Below are 21295 nucleotides of genomic sequence, written 5' to 3'. Positions count from 1 at the left end.
ATTAGACGAAAAGGGTGTATAGGATGAAATTTGCTATCACGTCAAAAGGGGATTCCAAATCAAACGCACTGATGCATAAAATGCGGACCTATTTACAGGATTTTAATTTGGAATACGACGAAGACCAGCCGGATATCGTCATATCAGTCGGAGGGGATGGGACGCTCTTATATGCCTTCCACCGTTATAGCTCCCGTTTAGATCGAACGGCTTTTGTCGGTGTTCATACCGGGCACCTCGGTTTTTACGCTGATTGGGTGCCTGAAGAAATTGAAAAATTGGTCATTGCGATTGCCAAAACACCATATCAAGTGATCGAATATCCGCTTCTCGAGGTCATTATCCGCTACCAGCATGGCGGGAAGGAAACGAGGTACCTTGGATTGAATGAGTCTACTGTGAAAGCGGTCGAAGGAACATTAGTGATGGATGTGGAAATCAGGGGCCAGCATTTTGAAAGATTTCGCGGCGACGGATTATGTGTATCGACGCCTTCAGGAAGTACTGCCTATAACAAAGCCCTTGGCGGAGCGATCATCCATCCTTCGCTGCCTGCCATCCAGTTGGCTGAGATGGCCTCAATCAATAATAAAGTCTTTCGTACAATCGGATCGCCGCTCATTTTACCAGCACATCATACGTGCATGCTAAAGCCGGTCAACAAAACTGATTTCTTGATAACGATCGATCATTTAACACTTTTGCATAAGGATGTAAAATCGATTCAGTTCAGGGTTGCAGATGAACGGATCCGCTTCGCCAGGTTCCGCCCGTTCCCGTTCTGGAAACGAGTACACGATTCGTTTGTCGCGGATTAACAGGGAGACAGCAGTATGTCAAAAGTATATAAGATCTCGTGGGAAATTAAGCACGAAGACGCTGCCAAGAAAATTAAGCAATTTCTTTCAGAACAAAACATCTCCAAGCGTGCATTGACTGATATTAAATTTGCCGGTGGGAAAATCACGGTTAATGGCGAAGAAGTAAATGTCAGATATGTATTGAAGGAAAAAGATGTGCTGAACGTCGAGTTTCCGGTTGAAATTCACAGTGATGGACTTGTGGCAGAAACGCTTCCATTGAATATTGTCTATGAAGATGATGATGTAATGGTCATCGACAAGCAGCCATATATGAATACGATTCCTTCTCGGGAGCATCCGAAGGGGAGTTTGGCAAATGCCCTGCTTAGCTATTATAAGGAGAATGGAATTTCATCAACTATACATATCGTGACAAGGCTCGATCGCGATACCTCTGGCCTCCTCCTTGTGGCAAAGCATCGGTTTGTCCATCATTTGCTGTCAAATCAGCAGCAGAAAAGGCTCATTCAACGAACATATCAAGCTGTGGTGGAAGGGATCCCTACACCGCTTGAAGAAACGATAGATGCCCCGATTGGAAGGAAAAAAACAAGCATCATTGAAAGGGAAGTCACATGGGATGGCCGGCCGGCAGTCACTCATTACAAGGTGCTGCATGCAAATGAACGGATGTCACTGGTCCAGCTGAATCTTGAAACCGGGAGGACCCATCAAATAAGGGTCCATATGACATATAAAGGGCACCCCCTTATCGGCGATGATTTATACGGCGGCAATACAGAGCTGCTTCAAAGGCAGGCACTCCATTGTACTGAATTGTCCTTTTTTCATCCATTCCAGGAAAAGACTTTGACCTTCCGATCAAGATTGCCGAAGGACCTGGAATCATTGATCGGCTCTAATTTCGAAGATGTATAATTCTTCATTAATGATGACTTGAAGGTGCATAAAGAAGGAGTTTGAACTTTTAGCAGTTCAAACTCCTTTTTTGAATGGTTGTTTTGGTGAAAACTTGCTAATTTAACTCTTTAGGAGTGGGGCGATTGGTGTTTTATCATCCATTTTTCCCGATTATTGACCGGAATTTGAATAAATCGGTCAATTTCAGTTGTATATCGGTCTAAGTTAGAATATATCGGTCAATCTCAGGTGTATATCGGTCTAAAATAGAATATATCGGTCAATTATAAGCATATATCGGCCAATCGACAAAATGCGGCAAAATTCGGCACAAACTTTTCAGTCCAAGGAAAATTTGACCTGCAATTTTCAAAATCTCTTCGCCTCTAACCAAGCAGCCTCCGCTTTTCTATTGTCCAGCTCCGGCAGCTAGAGGCTGTGAGATTTCCTTCAGCACGCTTACGATAAGTCAACATCGATTCGCTCCGCTCATCGTGTTTCCTTTATCTCGCGGTGCTTCAGTCCAATCTCTTCGCCTCTGAACAAGCAGCCTCCGCTTTTCTATTGTCCAGCTCCGGCAGCTAGAGGCTGTGAGATTTCCTTCAGCACGCTTACGATAAGTCAACATCGATTCGCTCCGCTCATCGTGTTTCCTTTATCTCGCGGTGCTTCAGTCCAATCTCTTCGCCTCTGAACAAGCAGCCTCCGCTTTTCTATTGTCCAGCTCCGGCAGCTAGAGGCTGTGAGATTTCCTTCAGCACGCTTACGATAAGTCAACATCGATTCGCTCCGCTCATCGTGTTTCCTTTATCTCGCGGTGCTTCAGTCCAATCTCTTCGCCTCTGAACAAGCAGCCTCCGCTTTTCTATTGTCCAGCTCCGGCAGCTAGAGGCTGTGAGATTTCCTTCAGCACGCTTACGATAAGTCAACATCGATTCGCTCCGCTCATCGTGTTTCCTTTATCTCGCGGTGCTTCAGTCCAATCTCTTCGCCTCTAACCAAGCAGCCTCCGCTTTTCTTAGTCAAATGTCCGGAATTTTTCTTTTACGTATGGCATGGAGGAAGGGACGTTGTAAAGGTTCATTTCTGGATATCGAACGGATGTCAGGCTGCCTCCGAAAACGGCGCCTGTATCAATGTTTATGGTACGGTTGATGAGCCTTGCTTCTTTCACAGGGGTGTGGCCGTAAACAATCCAGGCGCTGCCTTGGTAATGTTTGGCCCAATCCCTTCTCACAGGAGACCCATCCGGATGCTTTTCTCCTGTAATATCTCCATAAAGAACAAATGTTTTAACTTTTTTGCTATACTTTCCGATATCATCTTCTTTTATACCCGCATGAGCTATTATCAATTTCCCATTATCTAAAACATGGTATAATGGGGATTCCTCATATAATTCCATGAACATTGCCGCAATGTCGTTTCTGTTTGATATTGTCAAAGCATCAAACTCTGCGACTGTTGTTTCCAGCCCGTGTGTGATTTGTACATTATTCCCATTCAAATATCGGTAAAGCTTGTTGCAGTGGTTGCCAGGAGCAAACAAAGCCTGCCCTTTTTTCCATAGTTTCCAAACGGTTTGGATTACTTCAAGCGAGTCGGGACCGCGATCGGTTAGATCACCTACAAAACCGAGCAGTCTATCATCCTCATGCACAGGAAGATCTTTTTCCCATTTGTAGCCCATTTGTTCAGTCAGCGTTTCAAACTCTTTCATGCATCCGTGGATGTCTCCAATGATGTCGATTTTCATAATACACCTCATTGCCTTTCTTTTAATCCTTTTTCTATTATGGCATGAAAAGCAAAGAATTGATTCAGGAACATGCGCAGACTTGGTTGTGGAAATACTAAATGAATGTGATATAGGCTCTCAAGAGACAACAGTCGAAAAATTTGCTAGTATGATGGAAGAAAAAATAAGAAGTGTGAAGGAGGAAGGGAATATGGGGCAAGGTCAAGCACAAGAGAACACAGAAATATCTTTTCCTTATTTGATTGAGTCATTGCAAAACCATGAATTGGACCAATTCAGGCATGAATTCATGACCCTGCACTCGTATGACCAAGCACAGTTCTTCTTAAAGGTGGATAAAGGTCTTAGAACGGTCATTTATCAATTCCTCTCCCCTGAAGAAATGGCCGATATCTTTGAAAATATTGAGATCGACGAAGAAGATTATCAAAGCATATTGACTGAAATGGACTTGGAGTATGCTTCTTCCATGCTCGCCAATATGTACGCCGACGATGCTGTCGATGTATTAAATGAATTGGAAAAGGAACAAGTTGCTACATATTTAACGATTATGGATGAAGAGGCTGCGGAAGAAATAAAGGAATTGCTTCATTACGAAGAATATACTGCAGGTAGTATCATGACGACAGAATTCGTCGCAATTTCTGCCAATCAAACTGTCCGTTCGGCTATGTTCATATTGAAAAACGAAGCACCGAATGCCGAAACGATCTATTATGTTTATGTAGTCGATGAAGAGAGAAGGCTGGCCGGAGTCATTTCCCTCCGCGATTTAATCGTCAGCGATGATGAAACGATGATTCATGAAATCATGTATAGTAAAGTAGTTTCGGTCTCTGTAGGTGAGGATCAAGAGGCTGTCGCAAAAAAAATGAAGGATTATAACTTTTTGGCTGTCCCTGTAGTGGACTTTCAGAACCATCTGTTGGGAATCATTACCGTCGATGACATCATTGATGTACTGGATGAAGAAGCATCTGATGATTATTCGAAATTGGCTGGTGTGACGGATATGGATACGGTTGATCGAAATCCTTTTTCCGCGGCTAAAAAGCGTCTTCCATGGCTGATTGTTTTGTTGTTTTTGGGAATGTTTACAGCAAGTCTCATTGGCAGGTTTGAAGATACGTTGAACAAAGTGGCCATATTGGCAGTATTCATCCCATTGATCGGCGGGATGTCGGGGAATACGGGAACCCAGGCCCTGGCAGTTGTCGTGAGAGGGATTGCGACCGGAGACTTGGAAAAGGAAAGTAAATGGAAATTGGTGGCTCGGGAAGCCGGCACGGGGATTATCACGGGTACATGCTGTGGACTGCTCGTATCGGTGATCGTTTATGTTTGGCAAGGAAGCATTTACCTTGGCATGCTCGTTGGCTTTTCCATTGTTGCTTCATTGTTTGTGGCTACTTTGGCAGGAGCTTTGGTGCCGCTTCTGATGCATAAGTTAAAAATCGATCCTGCAGTTGCATCGGGTCCATTCATTACGACGATCAATGACATCATTTCCGTTTTAATATACTTTGGCATGGCTACAATTTTTATGGATTATTTAATATAGATACAACTGTAAAGGGGAGATGAGCGTGGAGCAGCATGCGTCTGTAGCATCACTTGTTATTGTCATCTTGGCGGCGTTTATTACACCGATTCTTTTGCACCGCTTAAAATTGAACTTCATTCCAGTCGTTGTGGCGGAGATCCTTGTAGGCTTATTGCTTGGGAAGTCGGGATTCAACCTGGTCACACAGGATATGTGGCTTGGCACTTTGTCAACGCTGGGATTTATTTTTCTAATGTTCCTGAGCGGTGTTGAAATTGACTTTTCGGCATTTAAAGGCAGCCAAAAAAGAGAAACCCTGCCGAACGGAAAATTGGAACCAAATCGTTTTCTTGTCGCCATTGTCATATTCAGCGGTATATTTGTTGTTTCACTTGGATTGTCTTATTTATTCGTATTGTTTGGTTTAATACACAATGCATTCCTGATGACACTCATCATTTCAACAATCTCACTTGGGGTCGTTGTTCCGACATTAAAAGAAGAACATTTAATGAATACCGGTATCGGGCAAATCATATTGCTTATCGCCGTCATCGCCGACCTGGCAACTATGATCCTGCTTTCCGTCTTTGTATCATTGAATGATAAAGCTCAAGGGAATATGTGGCTTCTGCTCATCCTGTTTGTGGCAGGTGTCATCCTCTATTTTGTCGGCAAAAGATTCCAAGACCGAAAAATCTTTGAGAAAATGTCAGCAGGGACAATTCAAATTGGTACGAGAGCTGTATTTACATTGATCATTTTGCTCGTAGCTTTGTCTGAATCAGTCGGTGCTGAAAATATATTGGGTGCCTTTCTGGCTGGTGTGCTGGTGTCCCTTTTATCGCCGAATCAGGAAATGATCCATAAACTTGACTCTTTCGGCTATGGGTTCCTGATTCCGATTTTCTTTGTGATGGTAGGGGTCGACCTTGATTTATGGACGTTATTGAGCGATAAAAAAATGCTTCTTTTAATTCCCTTGCTGATGATCGCTTTTTTGATATCCAAGTTCATCCCTGTATACGCATTGAAGAAGTGGTATGATTCCAAGACGGTCATTGCATCTGCATTTTTATTGACATCCACATTATCATTGGTCATAGCAGCAGCAAAGATCGCTGAGAGACTGGACATCATTACAAATGAAATCAGTGGTACGTTGATCTTGGTTGCCGTCATCACATGTGTAATCACACCTATTTTCTTTAAAAAATACTTTCCTAAGGAAAATGCGGAACCAACGAAAATAAGAGTGGCATTTGTCGGAGCGAACCAGCTTACACTTCCCGTTTCAAGAGAGCTTGAATCATCTCTATACAGCCCTATCTTATATCATACAAAGATGGAAAAATCGGATAAGCAAATTTCAGATTCCTTATTTGAAGTGCACGAAATCGACAATTATCATATGGATACCTTAATTACTGAAGGTCTTTTTACAGCTGATATTGCCGTATTTTCTACTGGAGATGAAGAAATGAATGCGATGCTTGCCATCGCAGCCAAGGATCAAGGAGTCGACCGAGTCATCACTTTGGTGGAAAGTCCGGATTTGGAAGAGAACCTGATCGACCATGATGTAGAGATCTTTTCTGCTATGCTGTCCAATAAAACTTTGTTAAGAGGTTTAATCGAATCACCGAATTTAATCAATATTTTAACCAACCAGGAAACCTCATTGTACGAAATAAAAATGATGAACATTCAATTTGACGGAATGACGCTTCGTGAATTTCCTTTCACTGGTGATATCATATTTGTCCGTATTTTCAGAGGGAAGGATTCCATCGTGCCCCATGGAGATACTGAATTATTAATGAATGACCGCTTGATTGTCACGGGATCAAAGAAATATGTCGATGAGCTGAAACGTGAACTTGAGTTTTGTGAAGTGTGTTAAGCTGCCGCTTGTCATATTGATAGAAAATTCTGTTAACCGATGGTATATTTGAAGTAACATTTGATAAACGGGGGATGAAAAATGGACGAAATAATGCTGGATCAAATCAGAAATGATTTATTGAAGAGCTTCTCCGATGTTCAGGTTGAAAAGCTGAATGAGCAGCCAGAGGAAGGAAAATGGAGCATTGCCCAAGTGGTGCTGCATCTTGCAGGAGCGGAAAAAAGGTTCCTGCAGGCAGCATTCAAAGCTGTCGAGGAAAAGAAAATCTCCTACCCTAAAAAGGTAGATCTTTCTGTTTTTGATGACCCAGAGGTGAAAATGAAGGCACCGATTGACCCCAAAGATGATTATCAAACCAAAGCGGATTTAGTCGAAGCATTATCGAATTCGCGTGCCTTGACAAAAGACTTTTTGTCAAGGTTCAGTGAAGGAGAATTGGAAGGCTATTGTTTGGATCATCATCGTTTCGGTGAGATGCCGGCTTGGCAAATATTTGAATTGCTGGGCAGGCATGAACGGCACCATATAAATCAAATTAACCAAATAAAACAAGCTGTCCGATAAAACTTTTCATTTTTTTAGAAATACGTTAAAATTAGTACCAAGTACTAATAACTTGTAGTAATTGGAGGAAATAATAATGAACCTTTCTTTAGAAAATAAATCATTTATCGTGATGGGTGTTGCAAACAAAAGGAGCATTGCTTGGGGCATTGCAAGATCATTGCATGAAGCCGGAGCAAATTTAGTTTTTACATATGCAGGTGAACGCCTGGAAAAAAGCGTGCGTGATCTAGCATCAAGTCTGAATCCTGAATATATGGTCATCCCTTGTGATGTGACGAATGATGAAGAAATCGAAAAAAGCTTTGCCGACATTAAAGCAAAAGTCGGCGCCGTTCATGGGATTGCCCATTGCATCGCATTTGCCAAAAAAGAAGAATTAAATGGCGAGTATATGAATACAACACGTGATGGCTTCCTTATGGCGCAGAATATCAGCTCTTATTCTTTGACTGCCGTTGCGAAGGCAGCGCAGAAGCTTGAACTCATGAATCAAGGCGGAAGCATTGTTACATTGACTTATCTTGGCGGAGAGCGTGTCCTTGAAAACTACAATGTCATGGGTGTTGCCAAAGCATCCCTTGAAGCTAGCGTACGCTATTTAGCCAGTGATTTAGGCAAATATGGAGTTCGCGTGAATTCCATTTCGGCTGGTCCGATCCGTACACTTTCTGCTAAAGGGGTAAGTGACTTCAACTCCATCCTAAAGCAGATTGAAGAACGTGCTCCGCTCCGCAGAACGACGACTCCTGAAGAAGTCGGTGATACTGCTCTTTTCCTATTCAGCGATTTGGCTAGAGGGATCACTGGAGAAAATATTCATGTCGATTCAGGGTATCACATATTAGGATAATTTCAGTCATTAAGTACGAAAAATGCTAAAAAATAGAGGCTGTCCAAGTTTGGACAGCCTCTATTTTTTTATATTTACTTTTGGGGGGGAGAAGGAGATGCTGTTTCCTTCATAATGAAATTAACAAAGCAAGATTAAAAAACAATGAGATGAAAGTAAATTTTCCGTTAGATATGGATAAGGAAACGTATTGCTTATTTATGCATACATATAGAATGAAATGACTTGTTGAGGAGGTGAAGATGAAGGTGAATAAAGAAGCGAAGCCATCAAAGGGAAATCAAGAGCCCCTCATTTATATTCAACAGCCTAATTTTCACGTTGGTGCTTCAAATATGCAGGCGACTTTTCGAACATCGACAAAAGTCTTTGAGCATCCGAAAAAAACGAAGCCTCCAAAACAAAAGGAAGAGGCTATACTGCAGGATGTTGTAGAAATTGAAGACGCACAGGAGGATGAATTGGCTGAAGAAATTCATACAGACTATTCATTTACCCCTGTTAAACCATTTAGATTAATGGACCTGGATGAAAAAATAAAATACCTTACCGGTTTTTCAGGAAGAAAAGCGCCTTTTCCATGCGAGTTTATATCAACAGAATTGAGGGCAAAAGGAATTATTCAACAAATGAACGGAAAATATCTTGAGATTAAAACATTTACAAATGATTCCGTCATCATCAATCGGGATGACTTACGGGATATCCGGATGATCGGACTTATGTAATAGCCAGCCGGATTAAAATCCGGTGGCTATTTCCAATATATTAATTATCGCAGATATTTAAAAATTCATCTTTAATACATTGGATCGCGCAGAAGCAGTCAAGGTCTACAGTAATACAAGAATTTGTTTTCTCGAAGCGAGTGACTTCGCAAATTTTATCGTACTGCACTCGGCCTTTGTCATCGACAACATTCACGCGGTAGGAGTTCTTGAATGGTTTTAATACGCGAAGAGTGGCGCAGCAGTTATCGAAAACATCTTCCACGCGGAAATAGATAGAGGCGCAAGTTTTTTCTCTATGTCTGCTATCTTGAGTATCTGCGGCAGCATCTGTTTCCTCATGATCTCTGAATAGACCTTTGAAAAGATCACCGTTACTAGTAGTGAGTGTAAATACGCGAGTATCTGCACGACGACGGCGAGCCGGGCTCACCAAATCTCCAAGCGGCTCCAAGAAACAGCTTGATGAACACTCTAAACAATCGTCATTTACAGCATTATCTTGTATATCTTTAATCGCGCGTACTACTTCACATACACAATTACGGTCATTACGTCCGTCATGACTTCCACAACCCATGTTTTTTCCTCCTTAGATTAATTGTTTTTACATTACTAACATATTGCAATTACCTATCATGAGTAACGGACAATAGCCTGTTTTTAGTGAAAATAGGCATAAATATAAGCAAAAGGGGACAGGTCTGTGCATCTTACATTACTCCAATTTATTATTTTGAGTTTTGCTTCCTTTCGATTAACACATCTTTTGGTCTTTGATAAGATCACGTCATTTATTAGGGCGCCTTTTTTTGAAGAATTCATGGAAAAGGATGAGAATGGGAAAGAAGAACTGTATATCATGCCCAAGCAATCCGGGGTAAGGGGCTGGATCGGTGAATTGTTGAGCTGTTATTGGTGCACCGGCATCTGGATGGCCATATTCTTATTCTTGTTTGCCAAGTATGTTCCTTATATAGCAGATCCGGTCATTTTAATTTTAGCGGTTGCTGGTGTCGGGGCATTCATTGAATCCATCATCCAAAAATTAGTGAATGAATGAAAAATATCAAATAGGCAATTGGTTTAAACGGGCTTAGAATCACTCACATATAGTGTAGGGAGTCTTTTTCTTTTGATTGGAGGGAATAATGAATTGAACACAAAAAAATCAAAAATCTATAGCTCATCAGCCAAACCTGTGAAAGCCGTACAACCTAAGAAAAAAGGCTGTGGATGCGGGAAAAAGAAATAGCCTCAAAAGACTGCCCTAAAAAATGGCAGTCTTTTTTCTTGTGACTTTTTCATAAAACAAAAACCTTTTATGCACAATAAAAACGTGTGAATCGAAAATTAGTTAGAGGGGATTAATTATGAAGAAAATCAGTTTTTCGATGATCTTAGCCATCCTGATCATTTTAAATGGGTGCTCTTCCAATTCAGAACAAAAGAATAAAAGTCAATTTGCCCTTATTAAGACAACGAACCCTGCCCCGATAGAATTGAAAGAACGGCCAGAACACAAATCAATCGGCTATCAGGTCCGAAAAGATGTAAATGCCATACCGGAATTATACGATGTAGCTGTCATAGAGGGGAAAAAGGATATTATCGTTGCATACAAAGTAAAGCACTCCAAGCGCTTTTCAATGAAAAAGATAGAAAAGCAGATCACGTCCATGCTTGAAAAGAAATATCCGGATGAAAACTTCATCGTTTCAAGCGACTATAAAATCTTCTTGGAAGCTGTAAGGCTCAAGGAGGATTTAGATAATGGGAAAATCAGTAACCTTGAAGCGGGAAAGCGTTTCAAAAAAATCATCAAGCTTCATCATGAACAAGCATAAGGAAGGTGGATCGACTGATGGCCAAAAACCAAAAAACACCAGAACAACAGCAGTATGAACAATTGGAGCAAAAATATGAAATAAAGCGGCCGGTGCTAAAAAATTGTGTGAAAGCATTTTTTGTCGGTGGGATCTTTTGCTTTGTGGGGCAGGCGCTCACCTATTTTTACATATATTTTTTCAATTTCACCGAACAGACAGCTGGCAACCCAACAGTCGCAACAATGGTATTTATCGCTATGCTCCTCACAGGTTTTGGGTTATATGACCGAATTGGACAGTTTGGCGGTGCAGGCAGCGCCGTACCGGTTACAGGTTTTGGCAATGCAGTCATCTCTGCAGCAATCGAACATCGCACCGAAGGATTTGTACTAGGGGTCGGGGGGAATATTTTTAAGCTCGCAGGGTCGGTTATTGTCTTTGGCGTGTTTTCTGCATTTATTGTAGCTCTGATAAAAACACTATTAATGAAATGGGGAGTGATTTGATGTTAAAAGGAAACCAGTCCTGGATATTTTCAAATCGCCCTGCGATTCTTTCAACAGGTGTGATCGGGGGCCCATTTGAAAAGAATGGAAAGCTTTCGGCTGACTTTGATCGATTTTATGATGATTTATGGATGGGACAGGACACATATGAAAAAGCCCAAAGAGTGCTGATTGAAGATGCAGTGCAAACCGCCCTTCAAAAAAGCGGCATAAACCAAAACCAAATACAGCAATTCATAACCGGTGATTTAATCAATCAGATCACGCCTTCCAGTTTTGCTGCAAGAACAAATCAAATTCCATATCTGGGGGTCTTTGGTGCATGCTCTACCTCCATGGAAGGATTGGCGCTGGCGGCATTCATCGTCAACTATCAAGGAGCTCAATATATTGTTACCGGGGCTTCCAGTCATAATGCAGCGACTGAAAAACAATTTAGATATCCAACGGAATACGGCGGGCAGAAACCTCCGACAGCCCAATGGACGGTGACAGGGGCAGGTTATGCCTTGGTTGGTTCATGCATGAACGGGGGATCACCTCAGCCGCGTATCACCTCGGCCACAATTGGCAAGGTAATCGATATGGGGCTGACGGATCCTTTTAATATGGGAGGTGCCATGGCGCCTGCCGCGGTCGATACCATCCAGGCACACTTCCAGGATACTCAGCGTGATCCATCTTATTATGATCTCATCGTGACTGGGGATTTGGCCAAAATCGGAAGGGAAACAGCTTTGGATATGTTGAATCAAAAAGGGGTAGCCGTGCAAGATAATCAATTCCAGGATTGCGGGCTGTTGATTTACGGCGAAGATCAGCCTGTACAATCTGGTGCAAGCGGACCTGGCTGTTCAGCCACAGTCTTATATGGACATCTGCTTAATCAAATGAAACAAGGAACATACAAAAAAATTCTCGTTGTTGCTACAGGGGCTTTATTATCGCCGCTTACTTTCCAGCAAAACGAATCCATTCCTTGCATTGCACATGCTGTATCGATCGAATATGTCTAATTTTTTGATAAAGGAGGTAAGAAACTCATGCTTGCAATGTTTTTATGGGCTTTTATAATCGGGGGAATCATTTGTGTTATCGGCCAGCTTCTGTTTGATGTAGCAAAATTGACACCTGCGCATACATTAAGTCTTTTAGTCGTCATCGGGGCAGTCCTTTCCGGGTTAGGCTTATATGATCCATTGATTGATTTTGCAGGTGCCGGAGCAACGATCCCGATCACAAGCTTCGGGAATTCACTTGTCCACGGAGCTATGTCTGAAGCCAATAAACACGGATTAGTAGGGGTATTGACCGGAATGTTTGAGGTAACTTCATCAGGGATATCCGCTGCAATCGTTTTCGGATTCATCGGCGCCATTTTATTTAAACCTAAAGGGTAATTCCGGAGGAGCAGCCATATGCCAAGTTATTTATTAGCAGCTGTACGATCTGTCTTTTTAATTTTGGGAATCTTTATCATTGCCAAGTTATTGGGGAAAAAACAGCTTTCAAAGCTTTCATTTTTTGAGTATATTACAGGGATCACGGTTGGGGACATTGCGGGAACCTTATCAATGGATCCAAATCTGAGCTTGACGGATGGTGTGACAAGCATTGTCATTTGGTCGATATTTCCAATCATCCTTTCAGTTGTTTCTCTGAAAAGTCCTAAAATCAGGCACATTGTAGAAGGAAAACCGACTGTGTTCATTGAAAATGGGAAAATCAAAGAAAAGGGCTTGAGAAAAGAAAAATATTCAACCGACGAGCTTCTGGAACAATTGAGGAAAAAAGATATCTTTAAAGTGGCAGATGTAGAATTTGCAACTCTGGACACAAACGGGGACTTGAGCGTGCTATTAAAAAGGTCCAAACAGCCGTTGACATACGGCGACTTCGGGGGCAAAGAACATAAAACATATCCACCTCAGGCAGTGATAAATGATGGGGAAATCGATGATGAAATGCTCAGGATGCTTGGATTGAATGAGAAATGGCTGACCTATGAGCTTGAAAAAAAGGGGATCGAACCAGACCAAGTATTCTTTGCTCAAGCCGATCAAAAAGGAGAACTCACCTTCGATCTTTACGACAAAAATGAAAACAATCCATAAACTAGGGATTTCGCCCATACACTTTTGTACCGACCTACATATGTTAAGAGTGTACTCAATACAAAGTGAGGTGACAGTCGATGCCTTATGGATATGGATATGGATGGGGCGGCTGCGGTTATGGCGGATACGGCGGTGTTGGTTCTACTTTTGTTTTAATCGTCGTGTTATTTATATTGTTAATAATTGTTGGCGCAAGCTTCTGCTAATGAAAAGATGAAGAACAAAACCTTGTCGTTTTGTTCTTTCTTTTTTCTTTCACCATTTTCCATTCCTCTCATAAGATAAATTAGATTGAATGAGAGGACGTGTTTGAAAAATGGAAAATCAATTTTTTAAAAATATCGAGAAAAAAACCGGCGTTAATATGAATGATATTTTCGAACTGGCCAATTCATTGCAAAATGCCAATTTCAAGGATGAAAAAACTGTTCGCGGTGTCATCCAACGAGTCTCACAAATAGCGAATAAACCAGTATCGAAGGAAATGGAAGATAAAATTGTCCAATCAATAATAAAGGATGGAAAACAGCTCGATCTCGGGACCATCTCCAAAATGATGAATAAGAAACAGTAAATAAACAAAAAAAGCGATTGAAAATATATTTTCAATCGCTTTTTTGACGGCTGATTATTATATTAGTCCTTTCCCTCAATGATTGTAGTTATTAAAAGGATATTTTGTAAATCAGTCATCTTTATATGTTGATTGGTGCGGAAGATGTGATACCACGCAGCGGAGCGAGTAGGGGGGAGGCGGATGTTCGATTAAGTTCGGAACTTCGTGTGAGGGTCCTCGGGAAGCGACAATCCTTCAGCGGAAATCAACCTGGGACAACTTTTGATAAATAACAGCATACTTTATGAAATTTTAAAACATTGACGGACATATACTTTTGATGACAAACGAAAAATATATTACATCCAAAAGGTTAATTCAGCAATATTTTAGGGAATACAGATAACGGAGGTGATTGGAATGGGCTACATTGCACCTGTTCCTCATTATCAGTATATGCAGTATCAAAAACGAGTCGCCAATAAAGGGTATGATCCTTTTGATTTGATTCCGGTCGAAAAAACTGCACCTGCTTCACAATTTGGCCAAATCCTAAAAGATATGCAGGAAGATGATGAATCCCATGCAATGCAAGAAAATACACGGATTAAACATATCTCTTCCGATTTACTTTATCGTTCAACCGGCAAGGGCAAATTCATCAATGAAATCATTTGATATCATTGATGATCGATATGATATCCTTGAACAAACAACGGTTCTCCCTCTTTCCATTCTGCAAAAAATACTTCTTTGGGGTCTTGGAATCCATGAATGCTCAATTCGTTTAATAACCAGGATTCGTTTTTATTGATTAGCTTCACATTATCATAAATGATCTTTCCATCCAGCACGACAGACATCGGTATGTTGACCGGGCTTGGGGCGATGTTCAGATCTTCTCTTGTGACATTTTGACATAGTGATTTTTTCATAATGGATATTGTCCCGTCCGATTCCAAAAACGCATATTCACAATCTCGAATGGAAAACACATCTTTTGTACGCAAAAGGTGCTGCAGCTGGTTGATGTCCAGATTGTTTTTCTTTAGTGCCTCATAATTTATTTTTCCTTTATGAATGACGATGGTTGGAGTTCCCTCCAGAAAATGCCTTGCTTTCCGTACCTTTTGAGTAATGTATTCTGTTAAAAATATAAAAAGACCCCATAAAATGACAGCAAATAATATTTGCTTTACACCGATTTTTCCATCATATAGGGCATTTCCTACAAGCTCACCAAGTATCAATGCTGAAATGAAATCAAATGCTGTAATTTGTGTTATTTGTGTCTTTCCTAATATTTTGGTTAATATAAAGAGTGCTATGTAGCCAACAAATAGCTCAAGTGCAATATGTAAATAATCCATGTAATTATCCCCTTTTTTATTCCGGTAACCCATATTCATCACTTTTCATTATGGTCAATGGGGGAGGGATGCATACATGAATAAAGTTCTGAAATAGAAAGAGACAGTGCCGTATTTCAGGCACTGTCTCTTTCTATATTATGGAAATTTGCTTCTGCATCGATTTATGAGGGATGCCTGCATCAAGGAATTCTTCAGAAATGACCTCATAGCCCAACCTTTCATAAAAGGGAATGGCATGTGTTTGGGCATTGAGCTTTAAGTATTCAACGCTGCCATCCTTGGCGTATTCTTCGATTTTATCCATGATCAGCTTTCCTGCACCATTGCCACGAAATTGGTTAAGGACACAAATCCGTTCCACTTTTCCTTTTCCATCAATAATCCGAAATCTACCCGCACCGATTGGATTATCGTCTTCCAACAATAAAAAGTGTGTACAAGATTGTTCGAATTGATCAATTTCTTCTTCAGCAGGTACCTTTTGTTCATCAATAAACACTTTCCTGCGAACAGAAAATGCTTGCATCAATTCTTGGTCACCATTCACAATTTTTGCTATCACTTCAACTATTCCTTCCCAAGCCGAAATGTTTCATAGACTGTCCAAGAACCATTTTCCAGCTGATAAAGGAGGTGGAAGCGGTCAATCACTTCCTCATGCTCGACACCAAGCATGCGAAGCGATCCATAAACATCCGAATGTTCATCATCAGAAAGCTTTTGAGCAATCGTGATGTGCGGAACGAATGAGTATTCAGGATCTTCACCAAAGAAATTCGTGTGCATTTCTTTATGAAGGCCCTCCAACTCTGCAGACGGCTCAACCTTTAAATAAATGACATTGTTTACAGGCTGAAAGGAGCTGATCTTGTATACTTTCAGTGTAAACGGTTCATGGTTGCGGGCAACGTGTTCTAGTTTATTGGAAACATCCTTGATTTGATCATCGTCTATGTCAAATGAATTTTTTAATGTGATATGCGGTGGAATAAGGGCATAATGGGGATCATATCTTTTACGATAAGAATTAGCTGTATCTTGAAGCTTTTTTGATGGAAAAATGGCAACTCCATATTTCATATTGGTGAACCTCCTTATTTAACTATGTAGAATACGTTCTATAGTTGATATTATAGCATTTTTTTGAAAATTTTAATATAAATTCGATGTGAGCAAAAATTACCGATAAGAAATGATACTAAAATAATTCTTTTGCACTAGTCCACTGAATTTAAAACATGTGCTTCAATGCTCTTTTTAAATCTGGCTGCCAATGCTTCCATGTATGTTCTCCTTCGAATTCCTCATAAAATACATGAAACTTTTTTTCTTCCATAAGCCTATGGAGGTCGCGATTTGGCGCTAGAAAATCCTTCACCTTTCCATCGGTTGTTTTAACGGCTGTCTCCCCAGTCCCGATGATGTGGTATATGTTCAACAGATGAGGATGTGCAAGTTCATCTACACCAGCCAACACTCTCTCATCTACATATGGTGATTGGAGAATGAGTTTTCCAAATGTATTTGGATACTTGACCGCCGTCATCAATGAAACAGTCGCTCCGAGTGAGTCTCCGATTAGTGCACGTCCCATTCCCATTTGATATGTCGGATATTCCCGATCCAGGAACGGGACCAGCTCATGGGCTAGGAAACGGATATAAGCACCGTTCTTTTCTCCATCAGGATGGTACTTCCTTCTGCGATCCTCTACATCATTGTAGGGAATTCCGACAATGATAAGATTCTCTATCTCTCTTTTATCCAAAAACTCGTCGGCTAAACGGGCGATCCGTCCCAGTTGAAAATAATCTTTTCCATCTTGTGCAATAAGTAAGGAATATTTGTATAAAGGAGAGTAAGTAGCAGGCAAATAGACAAGAAGCTTCACTTCTTCTTCGAGTTCAGCACTATGAAAGGTTAGTTCATTGATCGTTCCTTTAGGTATAGACATGATGATGACCTCCAACTTAGTTCATAATAAAAATAAAGCGCATACACCATGATTTTAACATATAGCACTGGCAAATGCCTAAAACGATGAAGCATCAAATGGAGCTGTTTTTATTATTTCAATAATCTAAATTCATTAACTATTAAAATAAAAATTATGTTAAAATATTCTAGTAACTATTATTTTCCATAAAAAGGGGGATTTTCAATGAAAAGGAGAAGCTTTTTTCTCGGCACTGCAATAGTACTGGCATTATCTTTGCTGCTTGCAGCGTGCGGCGGCGAGAAGGATGGTTCAGGCAAAGTGAAATTTATCAGTCTTGCCACAGGTGGAACAGGTGGAACGTACTATCCTTTGGGAGGGACGTTTGCAAAACTCATCCAGGATGAAACGGGCATCGATGCAAATGCCATTACTTCAGGGGCATCAGCTGAAAATATGGCTTCCTTAAAAAAGAAAAAAGTCGAAGTCGCTTTCACTCAATCAGACATCGCTTCTTATGCCACAAAAGGCGAATTAATGTTCAAAGATAATAAAGTAGATAATGTTCAAGCGATCGGAACATTGTATCCGGAAACGATTCAAATTGTCACATCAAAAAAATCCGGCATTAAATCTGTTGAAGATTTAAAAGGAAAAGTGGTTTCAGTAGGGGAAGCCGGATCTGGTACATTGGCAAACGCCGAACAGATCCTGGAAGTATATGGCCTTAAGACAGACGACTTAAAGGCACGCAACCTATCATTTGATGATTCAGCACAAGGTATCCAAGATGGGACGATTGACGCTGCATTTATTACATCGGGGGCTCCAACTGGTGCGGTTGAAGGGTTGTCTGCCACTACGCCAGTCAACATCATTGCGCTGGATGATGATAAAATGGATGATTTAATCAAAAAGTACCCTTACTACGCAAAGGATGTAGTCAAGTCCGGTACATATGGTCTTGAAGAGGATGTTCCTACTGTAGCCGTACGTGCGATGCTCGTCGTACGCTCTGACTTATCGAAGGATATGGTTTATAAAATGACAAAAGCAATCTTTGACCATACAGACAAGATCACAAATAAAAAAGAATACATCAAAGCTGAAAATGCTCTGCAAGGATTGGGCATCGAACTTCACCCAGGCGCCAAGAAGTATTTCGATGAAAAAGGAATCAAACAATAATCGTTTGAAAAGTAGGGCGGCTTCCTAAGCATTTCCATTGAGCTGCACATGTGCATCGGCTTGGTCGATCGTCGTGTGCAGCTGCTGTTGCTTATAGGCTGCCATTTTAAAATGAATTTCTGGAATATCGTAAGAATGCAGCTAGGGTGGTCAGAAATGAAAAAAAAGGGCTCAATAATTGGTTTGTTTATTTTCATTATGCTTTTCTTCATATGCGTCGGATATTTTCTTCCAATTGAAAAGTGCCTCTCCATCGAGGAGCTTTCAAGCGGGAGGGAATTAGCCTACATTCCTTTAAAAGGGGAAAGGGCCTTCCAAATCCAGTATACCCATTCCATTCATTTATCAGAGGTTAAAGAATTCTATAAGATTCAAGGAGATGGAAACATCCGTCAGGTCGAACTTATGTATAAGGACACTGCCATCGGTATGCCTTCAAATGCTGAAAAGGGAGAAACCTTCGAAATGAAAAATGGAGAATATTACATCAAAAATATGAAGAGAGTATTTCCTTACATTAATTTAAGCACTGGTCAAGTAGTTGCGAATCATCGGATTATCTTTAAGGGAAGGACCTACCCGTTGAAGGATACGATCAAGCCAGGGACGATCGTTCAAATCAAAGTGGAAAAATTGACTCTGTACAAGCTATGGAGAGGAGTGAATATTCTTGACTGAAAAGACTCAGCACGAAACATTATCAATGGAGGAACAACAGGAGCTGTTGGAAAAATTCGATCCGGAAGCAGGAACCAGAAAATTATCCGGTATCTCCGGCAAGGTTGTTTTCTTAGGACTCTTGGCATTTTCAATCTTTCAATTGTATGCTTCCATTTTTCAAGTTTTCCCGAAACAGATTTTACTTTCCATCCATTTGGGATTTGCATTATCGCTCATCTTTCTTTTATTCCCGGCAGCAAAAAAAACACGAAAGAACAACAAAGCCGCATGGTACGATATCATTCTTTCCTTCTTGGCAGTAGGGGTAGGCATATATTGGCCAATCATGATGGATGATATCGTCAGCCGTGTCGGGATCATGACATCCCTTGATTTTGCCGTCGGCATCACCGCAGTTCTGCTGGTGCTGGAAGCGACAAGGCGGGCAGTGGGACTTCCGATCATGACGATCTCAATCCTCTTTTTGCTTTATGCCTATTTTGGACCATACATGCCGGGGTTCCTTGCACACAGGGGATTGGATCTGGAGGATTTGGTGAAAACGATGTTTTTCACAACGGAAGGGATTTTAGGTACCCCATTATCCGTATCTGCTACATATATCTTTTTGTTTTTGCTTTTCGGTGCATTTTTGGTGAAGACAGGAGTCGGACAGTATTTCAATGATTTGGCCGTCGCCATTGCAGGAAAGAGAATAGGCGGGCCAGCTAAGGTAGCGATATTTTCGAGTGCGCTCCAAGGGACGATCAGTGGAAGTTCAGTTGCCAACGTCGTAACATCCGGTTCATTTACGATACCAATGATGAAGAAACTGGGGTACCGGAAGGAATTTGCAGGAGCCGTTGAAGCAGCTGCGTCAACCGGTGGTCAGCTGATGCCGCCGATCATGGGGGCAGCAGCATTCCTAATGGTTGAATTCATTGGTGGAATATCTTACTGGGACATTGCCAAAGCCGCTGCGATTCCGGCATTGCTATATTTTACAGGAATCTGGATCATGACCCATTTTGAGGCGAAAAGGATCGGGCTAAGGGGACTGACCGATGAAGAAATGCCAAATCGTTTGGAAGTATTAAAGAAAATCTATCTGCTCATTCCGATTTTAACGGTCATTGTTCTTTTGATGCTGCATATGAGCGTCATGCGAGCCGCTTTATGGTCCATTGTATCGGCCATAGTCATCAGTGCTTTCAATAAAGAAACGAGAATGAATGTAAGGTCGATCATCGATGCGCTTGTGGATGGAGCGCGTACGGCTCTGTCAGTGGCTGCTGCGACTGCCTGCGCGGGAATAATCGTAGGGGTGGTCACAAAGACGGGCCTTGGATTGAAGCTGGCCAACGGACTTGTTGATTTAGCGGATGAAAAGCTCCTGTTGACACTGTTCTTTACGATGATTACAGCTCTCATCCTGGGGATGGGATCGCCCACCACAGCCAATTATGTTATCACATCCACGATCGCTGCACCTGCCATCATTTTGCTTGGGGTACCTCAATTAGCAGCGCATTTGTTTGTGTTCTATTTCGGGATCATTGCCGATATCACACCGCCGGTTGCTCTTGCTGCCTTCGCAGCAGCTGGTGTATCAGGGGGGGAGCCAATAAAAACTGGCGTGAACTCTTCGAAGCTGGCAATAGCCGCCTTCATCATTCCATATATGTTCGTCCTGCAGCCCGATTTGCTGATGATCGACACGACGATCACGAGAGTCATCTGGGTGGTCATCACTGCGATTGCAGGGATGATGGCAATAGGGGCAGGAATGATCGGGTATTGGTATCGCAAACTTTATTGGTTTGAACGGATCGTCGGAGCAGCGGCAGGACTGATGCTCGTTTATCCAGAAGGTATTTCGGATATTATCGGCGTCGTACTTTTCATCGGAATGCTTGCAATTCAATGGATCAATAAAAAAGAACCAAAATCTAGGAAATTAAATGCACAGGTATAAGGAAGGAGGGGCTGTCCGGCAGCCCTTCTTTTTTTTGTTCATCCAAAAAAAAGACCGGGAGTTTTCCCGCTCTTT

Annotated in this window: 25 protein-coding genes; 19 read left to right on the top strand and 6 right to left on the bottom strand. The window is 41.5% G+C overall.

Annotated features, from left to right (window positions below):
* Positions 1-23 precede the first annotated feature (23 nt).
* Both D9X91_RS03200 and D9X91_RS03195 read left to right on the top strand, forming a co-directional pair.
* Entirely contained in the window at positions 24-818 is a 795-nt protein-coding gene (locus D9X91_RS03200) for an NAD kinase (RefSeq protein WP_121679123.1), read from the top strand.
* A gap of 15 nt (positions 819-833) precedes the next feature.
* Entirely contained in the window at positions 834-1742 is a 909-nt protein-coding gene (locus tag D9X91_RS03195; protein ID WP_121679122.1) for an RluA family pseudouridine synthase, read from the top strand.
* A 1000-nt stretch (positions 1743-2742) separates the two neighbouring features.
* Here the strand turns inward: D9X91_RS03195 and prpE are convergent.
* Positions 2743-3480: a bis(5'-nucleosyl)-tetraphosphatase PrpE gene (prpE, locus tag D9X91_RS03190; RefSeq protein WP_121679121.1), complete on the bottom strand. Its 738-nt coding sequence runs from the start codon at positions 3478-3480 to the stop codon at positions 2743-2745.
* Between the two features lie 193 nt (positions 3481-3673).
* Between prpE and mgtE the strand changes: the two genes are divergently transcribed.
* The 5 genes from mgtE (at position 3674) to D9X91_RS03165 (ending at position 9080) form a co-directional block, all read left to right on the top strand.
* Positions 3674-5047, top strand: a complete 1374-nt coding sequence (gene mgtE, locus D9X91_RS03185) for a magnesium transporter (protein ID WP_233569513.1) — start codon at positions 3674-3676, stop codon at positions 5045-5047.
* Positions 5048-5072: 25 nt separating this feature from the next.
* Positions 5073-6932, top strand: a complete 1860-nt coding sequence (locus D9X91_RS03180) for a monovalent cation:proton antiporter family protein (RefSeq protein ID WP_121679120.1) — start codon at positions 5073-5075, stop codon at positions 6930-6932.
* A gap of 81 nt (positions 6933-7013) precedes the next feature.
* Positions 7014-7499: a DinB family protein gene (locus D9X91_RS03175; protein WP_121679119.1), complete on the top strand. Its 486-nt coding sequence runs from the start codon at positions 7014-7016 to the stop codon at positions 7497-7499.
* Between the two features lie 76 nt (positions 7500-7575).
* Positions 7576-8352: an enoyl-ACP reductase FabI gene (gene fabI / locus D9X91_RS03170; RefSeq protein WP_121679118.1), complete on the top strand. Its 777-nt coding sequence runs from the start codon at positions 7576-7578 to the stop codon at positions 8350-8352.
* Positions 8353-8594: 242 nt separating this feature from the next.
* Positions 8595-9080, top strand: a complete 486-nt coding sequence (locus tag D9X91_RS03165; RefSeq protein WP_121679117.1) for a CotO family spore coat protein — start codon at positions 8595-8597, stop codon at positions 9078-9080.
* A 40-nt stretch (positions 9081-9120) separates the two neighbouring features.
* On the opposite strand, the gene D9X91_RS03160 is transcribed toward D9X91_RS03165, so the two are convergent.
* Positions 9121-9660: a CotY/CotZ family spore coat protein gene (locus D9X91_RS03160; protein WP_121679116.1), complete on the bottom strand. Its 540-nt coding sequence runs from the start codon at positions 9658-9660 to the stop codon at positions 9121-9123.
* A gap of 126 nt (positions 9661-9786) precedes the next feature.
* Between D9X91_RS03160 and D9X91_RS03155 the strand changes: the two genes are divergently transcribed.
* The 9 genes from D9X91_RS03155 (at position 9787) to D9X91_RS03115 (ending at position 14766) form a co-directional block, all read left to right on the top strand.
* Entirely contained in the window at positions 9787-10143 is a 357-nt protein-coding gene (locus D9X91_RS03155; RefSeq protein WP_121679115.1) for a DUF1360 domain-containing protein, read from the top strand.
* Between the two features lie 310 nt (positions 10144-10453).
* On the top strand, positions 10454-10927 hold the full coding sequence (locus tag D9X91_RS03150; protein WP_121679114.1) for a YhcN/YlaJ family sporulation lipoprotein: 474 nt from the start codon (positions 10454-10456) through the stop codon (positions 10925-10927).
* A 17-nt stretch (positions 10928-10944) separates the two neighbouring features.
* The gene (gene spoVAC, locus D9X91_RS03145) at positions 10945-11415 is read left to right on the top strand and encodes a stage V sporulation protein AC (RefSeq protein ID WP_121679113.1); all 471 of its coding nucleotides are present in this window, start codon (positions 10945-10947) and stop codon (positions 11413-11415) included.
* Positions 11415-12431 (top strand): stage V sporulation protein AD, encoded by a 1017-nt coding sequence (gene spoVAD / locus D9X91_RS03140; protein WP_121679112.1) that lies wholly within the window; start codon positions 11415-11417, stop codon positions 12429-12431. The genes spoVAC and spoVAD overlap by 1 nt, the downstream gene beginning before the upstream one ends.
* Positions 12432-12458: 27 nt before the next feature.
* A complete protein-coding gene (spoVAE, locus tag D9X91_RS03135) occupies positions 12459-12815 on the top strand; it encodes a stage V sporulation protein AE (protein ID WP_121679111.1) in 357 nt (118 codons plus the stop codon).
* 18 nt (positions 12816-12833) lie between these two features.
* Positions 12834-13529: a DUF421 domain-containing protein gene (locus tag D9X91_RS03130; protein WP_121679110.1), complete on the top strand. Its 696-nt coding sequence runs from the start codon at positions 12834-12836 to the stop codon at positions 13527-13529.
* Positions 13530-13609: 80 nt separating this feature from the next.
* On the top strand, positions 13610-13738 hold the full coding sequence (locus D9X91_RS03125; RefSeq protein ID WP_121679109.1) for a YjcZ family sporulation protein: 129 nt from the start codon (positions 13610-13612) through the stop codon (positions 13736-13738).
* 110 nt (positions 13739-13848) lie between these two features.
* A complete protein-coding gene (locus D9X91_RS03120) occupies positions 13849-14106 on the top strand; it encodes a stage VI sporulation protein F (RefSeq protein WP_121679108.1) in 258 nt (85 codons plus the stop codon).
* A 402-nt stretch (positions 14107-14508) separates the two neighbouring features.
* Positions 14509-14766, top strand: a complete 258-nt coding sequence (locus tag D9X91_RS03115; RefSeq protein ID WP_121679107.1) for a hypothetical protein — start codon at positions 14509-14511, stop codon at positions 14764-14766.
* A 2-nt stretch (positions 14767-14768) separates the two neighbouring features.
* Here D9X91_RS03115 and D9X91_RS03110 read toward each other — a convergent pair whose 3' ends face one another.
* From D9X91_RS03110 to D9X91_RS03095, 4 genes are all read right to left on the bottom strand, one after another.
* Positions 14769-15458 carry a DUF421 domain-containing protein gene (locus D9X91_RS03110; protein ID WP_121679106.1) on the bottom strand — a complete coding sequence of 230 codons (690 nt, stop codon included), beginning with the start codon at positions 15456-15458 and terminating at the stop codon, positions 14769-14771.
* A gap of 133 nt (positions 15459-15591) precedes the next feature.
* Positions 15592-16023, bottom strand: coding sequence for a GNAT family N-acetyltransferase (locus D9X91_RS03105; RefSeq protein WP_121679105.1), 432 nt, complete (start codon positions 16021-16023; stop codon positions 15592-15594).
* 5 nt (positions 16024-16028) lie between these two features.
* Positions 16029-16541, bottom strand: a complete 513-nt coding sequence (locus tag D9X91_RS03100) for a YjcG family protein (RefSeq protein ID WP_121679104.1) — start codon at positions 16539-16541, stop codon at positions 16029-16031.
* Between the two features lie 151 nt (positions 16542-16692).
* Complete coding sequence (locus D9X91_RS03095; RefSeq protein WP_199738069.1) at positions 16693-17415, bottom strand: alpha/beta hydrolase; 723 nt, start codon at positions 17413-17415, stop codon at positions 16693-16695.
* Between the two features lie 207 nt (positions 17416-17622).
* On the opposite strand from D9X91_RS03095, the gene D9X91_RS03090 reads away from it, so the two are divergent.
* From D9X91_RS03090 to D9X91_RS03080, 3 genes are all read left to right on the top strand, one after another.
* A complete protein-coding gene (locus D9X91_RS03090; protein WP_121679103.1) occupies positions 17623-18585 on the top strand; it encodes a TAXI family TRAP transporter solute-binding subunit in 963 nt (320 codons plus the stop codon).
* Between the two features lie 156 nt (positions 18586-18741).
* Complete coding sequence (locus D9X91_RS03085) at positions 18742-19263, top strand: DUF1850 domain-containing protein (RefSeq protein ID WP_121679102.1); 522 nt, start codon at positions 18742-18744, stop codon at positions 19261-19263.
* Positions 19264-19288: 25 nt separating this feature from the next.
* A complete protein-coding gene (locus D9X91_RS03080; RefSeq protein ID WP_121679474.1) occupies positions 19289-21220 on the top strand; it encodes a TRAP transporter permease in 1932 nt (643 codons plus the stop codon).
* Positions 21221-21295 lie beyond the last annotated feature (75 nt).

The sequence above is a fragment of the Falsibacillus albus genome, from assembly GCF_003668575.1.
Classification (GTDB): Bacteria; Bacillota; Bacilli; order Bacillales; family DSM-25281; genus Falsibacillus; species Falsibacillus albus.
Note: the sequence above shows the minus strand (reverse complement) of the source record. Positions and strands in the feature narration are given on the sequence as shown.